At 62.6% G+C, this 4,870-nt stretch carries 1 protein-coding gene; it reads right to left on the minus strand.

All coding sequences use genetic code 11. From position 1 onward, the window contains the following. A partial coding sequence (locus tag VMA74_RS08025; protein ID WP_325366113.1) for a non-ribosomal peptide synthetase occupies positions 1 to 4,852 on the minus strand: 4,852 nt, incomplete at its 3' end. Positions 4,853 to 4,870: the final 18 nt, after the last annotated feature.

Genomic DNA, 4,870 nt, shown 5'->3' on the forward strand with positions numbered 1-4,870 from the left:
TGTCTTGTTCGCGCAGCAGCCGGCGCAAGCGCAGGGGATCAGCTACCTCTTCCCTGCTGGCCAACACCAATCGCGCGCCCTGCGATAGCGGTAAATAAATTTCCAGGCCAGCGATATCGAACGATACGCTTGTCACCGCCAACAGCCGATCGCCTGCGGCCAGTCCGGGGTCGCGTGCCATCGCGTGCAAAAAGTTGACTACATTGCGATGCTCGACCACCACGCCTTTGGGCATGCCGGTCGTGCCCGAGGTGTAGATGACGTAAGCCGGATTGCTTGCATCAAAGCCGAGCGCCTGCGGATCCGGATTGCCGTCTTCACCGGAAATGCCATGCGCCGGCCACTCCGTGAGATCGACAAGCTGGCTCAAACCCGGCGAGGTATCGCGCAAAGCGTGTCTGCCAGTTCCGTCGCAAACCACCAGCACTGGCGCCGCATCGTCCAGGATGTGTGCCAAGCGCTGTTTCGGATAGGCCGGGTCCAGCGGCACGTATGCACCACCGGCCTTCAGTACAGCGAGTAGCGCAACGACCAGTTCGTGGCTGCGCTCCAGGCATACACCGACACGCGTGCCGGGATGCACACCACGTTCGATGAAGTGATGAGCGAGCTGGTTGGCCCGACTGTTGAGCTCGGCATAGGACCAGCGCTGCGTTCCGAATTGTAGAGCGATGGCCTCTGGACGCTCCGCGGCTTGCTGTTCGAACAACTGGTGTATGCCGTTGTCGCGTGGATACTCAGCTTCGGTGCGATTTAAGGTTTCAAGCAGATGTTGGCGTTCCGCATCCCCCAGCATGCGCAGGCGCGGCAGGGGCTGCGCAGCATCTCCGGCCATGGCGCGCAATACCTGCACCAGGTAATCGGCGTAACGCGCCACCGTAGTTTGATCAAACAACGACGTGGCATAACTGATGCCTCCGTCGAGGCCGCCATCGCGTTCGCCCAGATTCAACTCCAGGTCGAAGTTGACCGTATGCACGGGCAGTGGCAACGGTTCCACGCTCACGTCGGACAGTGTTGCCAGCAGATCGTCATGGTTCTGCCAGGCAAACAGCACCTGGAACAATGGCGAATGCTCCAGCCGGCGCGGTGGCTTGGCGATTTCCACGACTTGTTCAAAGGGCAGATCCTGATTGGCCTGTGCCTCCAGCACGATGCGTTGTACGTGAGCCAACAGATCCGCCACCGTAGATGCAGCGGAGAGGCGAATGCGCAGCGCAAGGGTGTTGACGAAAAAGCCGATCATCGGCTCGATGTCGCTGCGTCCGCGATTGGCTGCCGGCGTGCCGACCACGACATCTGGCTGTCCGCTGAGGCGGGCAAGGACGATGCTCCACGCCGCCAATACGGTCATGAACAGCGTGCAGCCATGCTGCCTGCCAAGACGCTTGAGTTCCTGGGTCAGGGCTTGATCCAGGCGGATAGGCAAGACGGCGCCGGCAAAGGACTGTTGCGGCGGGCGTGGGCGATCTGTAGGCAAGGTGAGCAACACCGGCGCGTCGGCCAATACATCGCGCCAGTAATCGGCCTGCTCACGTAAGCGTTGGCCCGACAACCAGCTGCGCTGCCACGCGGCGTAATCGGCATACTGGATGTTCAACGGCGGTAATGGACTTGCTTGCCCGCGAGTAAACGCCGAATACAGCGCACCGAGTTCGCGCAGCAATACACCGAGCGACCAGCCGTCCGAGACGATGTGGTGTTGGGTGAGCAGCAGGATGTGATCGTCTTCCGCCAGTTGCAGCAAACGCGCGCGTAGCAACGGTCCCGTGGCGAGATCGAAAGGCGCTTGCGCTTCTTCGTCGATCAGCCTGGCGGCGGCCTCGCCTGCATGGCCGTCGGCACGCAAGTCGTGATCCTGCCACGGCAGGCGGTGGGTTGTCGGCAGTAACCGTACTTGTGGCATGCCATTCGCCGTGTCGAATACCGTGCGCAATGATTCGTGCCGCGCGAACACGTGATCCAGGCTGTGGCGCAGCGCGATGACATCAAGCGAACCCCGCAGGCGTAGGCCAAAAGGAATGTGATACGTGGCGCTGACGCCCTCCAGCTGGGCCAGAAACCATAAACGCTGCTGCGCAAACGACAATGGCAAGGCGCCATCGCGTGCGATCGGCAGGATGGGGGCGTCGATGCGTGGGCGTGCCGGCGCCATGGCACGCTGGACTTCGGTGGCGAAGGCTTCGAGCGTCCCATGGTTGAACAACAACGCGAGCGGCACGTCCACGCCGAAAGCCTGCGCAACACGGCTCAGCAAACGCACTGCGATCAGCGAATGGCCGCCCAGTTCGAAGAAATGATCATGCCGGCCGACCCGCGCCACGCCGAGCATGTCCTGCCATAGCGCTGCCAGGCGTACTTCGATCTGGCCCTGTGGCGGCACATAGGTGTGCAACGCGAACGCCGCATCATCCGGTTCGGGCAAGGCCTTCCGATCCAGTTTGCCGCTGGCCGTGAGCGGAAACGCCCCCAGGCGCACATAGGCTGTCGGCACCATGTATTCCGGCAATTGCGTCGCCAGATGCGCACGCAAGGCCGCCGCCAGATCGTGGAATCCTTCGTCCTCCGTCACGACATAGGCGACCAGCCGCTTCTCGCCGGCGTCGTCCTGGCGCACTAGCACAGCAGCATCGCGTACCTGCGGATGCGCGACCAGGCGCGCTTCGATTTCCCCCGGCTCGATGCGGTAGCCACGCAGCTTGACCTGATGATCCACCCGCCCGACGAACACCAGGTTGCCGTCCGGCAGATAGCGGGCCAGATCACCGGTGCGATACATGCGCGCGCCCGGCTGCGTGACGAACGGATCGGGCAGGAAGCGTTCGACCTCGAGCTCGGGGCGGTTGAGATAACCCAGAGCGACGCCATCGCCGCCGATGTACAGCTCGCCCACCGCGCCCCGTGGCACCGGTTGGCGCTGCGCATCCAGCAGATAGGCGCGTGTGTTGCCGATCGGTCGGCCGATCGGCAGGTTGTCGTGCGCCTGCCAAGCCGACGAAATGGGGCAGGTCAACGCGTAGGTGGTCGTTTCGGTGGGACCGTAACAATGAATCAGGTGCGCGGGACCGCCTTCGGCCAGCACGCGCCAGAACGAGGCCGGATCGTTGCGTTCTCCGCCGCATAGTAAATACTTCAGGCTGGCCAGTGCCTTGGGAATGGCCTGCGCGTATAGATTGAACAGTGCCGTGGTCAGGAACATGGCCGTGACGGCATGGCGGGCCAGCGCGTCGGCCAGTTGCGTCGCATCCAGCACCGTGGCGCTGTCCAGTACCGCGATGCGGCCGCCGTGCAACAAGGCGCCCCAGACCTCCATGGTGCAGGCATCGAAGGCGGGATTGGCGGCGAATGCCAGGCAGTCGCTGGCCTCGAAGTCGGCATAGCCGTTGGCGAACAGTAGACGTTGAATGGCGCGATGCGGCGTGAGCACCCCCTTGGGCATGCCGGTGGAGCCGGAGGTGTACATCACATAGGCGGCGGCTTCCGCTGACAGTGCCAGTGCCGGATTGGTGTCCGGCAGCGTGTCTGCGGCCAGGGTTGCCAACGCCAGTGCTGGCACCGCTGCGCCATCGGGTGTGTCGGTGTTGTCTGCCACGACCAGCACGCGCGCCTGGCAATTCTCGATCAGCCAAGCCTGGCGCGAGGCGGGCGCCTGGGTGTCGATCGGCACGTAAATGGCACCGGCCTTGAGCACGGCCACTTCGGCGATCACCAGCCAAGTGCTGCGTTCCAGCAGCAGGGCGACGCGATCGCCGGGCTGCACGCCCATGGCGATTAACTGGTGCGCGAGCTGGTTGGCCTGGGCATTGAGCTGGGCGTAGCTGAGCGTGTTGGTGTGCTCGACCACGGCGATGGCATCAGGCGTGCGTTGCACCTGCTGCTCGAACACCTCGTGCACGCAACGGTCGCGCGGGTAGGGAGCGTCCGTGCGGTTCCATGTTTCCAGCAACAACTGTCGTTCGGCGCCGTCGACAAGTTCAATGTGGCCGATCACCTTGCTGGTATCGGCCACCATGGCTTGCAGCATACGTTCGAGATAGGAGCAATGACGTTCGATGGTGTCGGCATCGAAGAGCGCCGTGGCATAAATGAAACTGCCGACGATTTCATCGCCGATTTCACGCAGGCTCAGTTCGAGGTCGAAGCGAACCTGCTCAAACGGAACCTCGATGGAAGATACAGTGAGTTGATGCAACACAAGCTCACTTTCCTCGTAGCTTTGCCAGGCGAACATGACCTGGCAAAGCGGCGAGCAATCGGTGCGACGTGGCACTTGCGCAATATCCACCACTTGCTCGAACGGCAGGTCCTGATGGTCTTGTGCGCGCAATGCAACGTCACGCACACGCACCAGCAATTCGTGCACATTCGGATCGCCGGATAGGTCGATCCGTAAAGCCATCGCGTTGACGAAAAAGCCGATCAAGGTTTCGATTTCGGCTCGATTGCGGTTGGCCGTCACGGTGCCAATGACCAGGTCATCCTGCCCCGATAGCTTTGCCAACACGGCAGACCAGGCCGCCGTCAGCACCATGAAAAGCGTGACACCTTCCTGCTGTGCTAGCTGTTTTAGCCGACGCGTCAGCACCGCGTTCAACGCCACGGGGTGGGTGCGTCCGGCGGACGTCTGGCGTGGCGGCCGCGGGCGATCCGTAGGTAAGGCGAGCAGCGATGGCACATCGGCCAGTGTGTTTCGCCAGTACTCCGCCTGCAGGCGTTGCCGTTCGCCAACCAGCCATTCCCGCTGCCATGCCGCGTAGTCGGGATATTGAATGGGCAGCGGCGCAAGCGGATCGGCCTGGCGCTGGTTGAAAGCGGTGTACAAGGCGCCCAGTTCGCGGACCAGATGAGCCATCGACCATCCATCAGAAAA

Source organism: Dyella sp., assembly GCF_035508675.1.
GTDB lineage: Bacteria > Pseudomonadota > Gammaproteobacteria > Xanthomonadales > Rhodanobacteraceae > Dyella_B.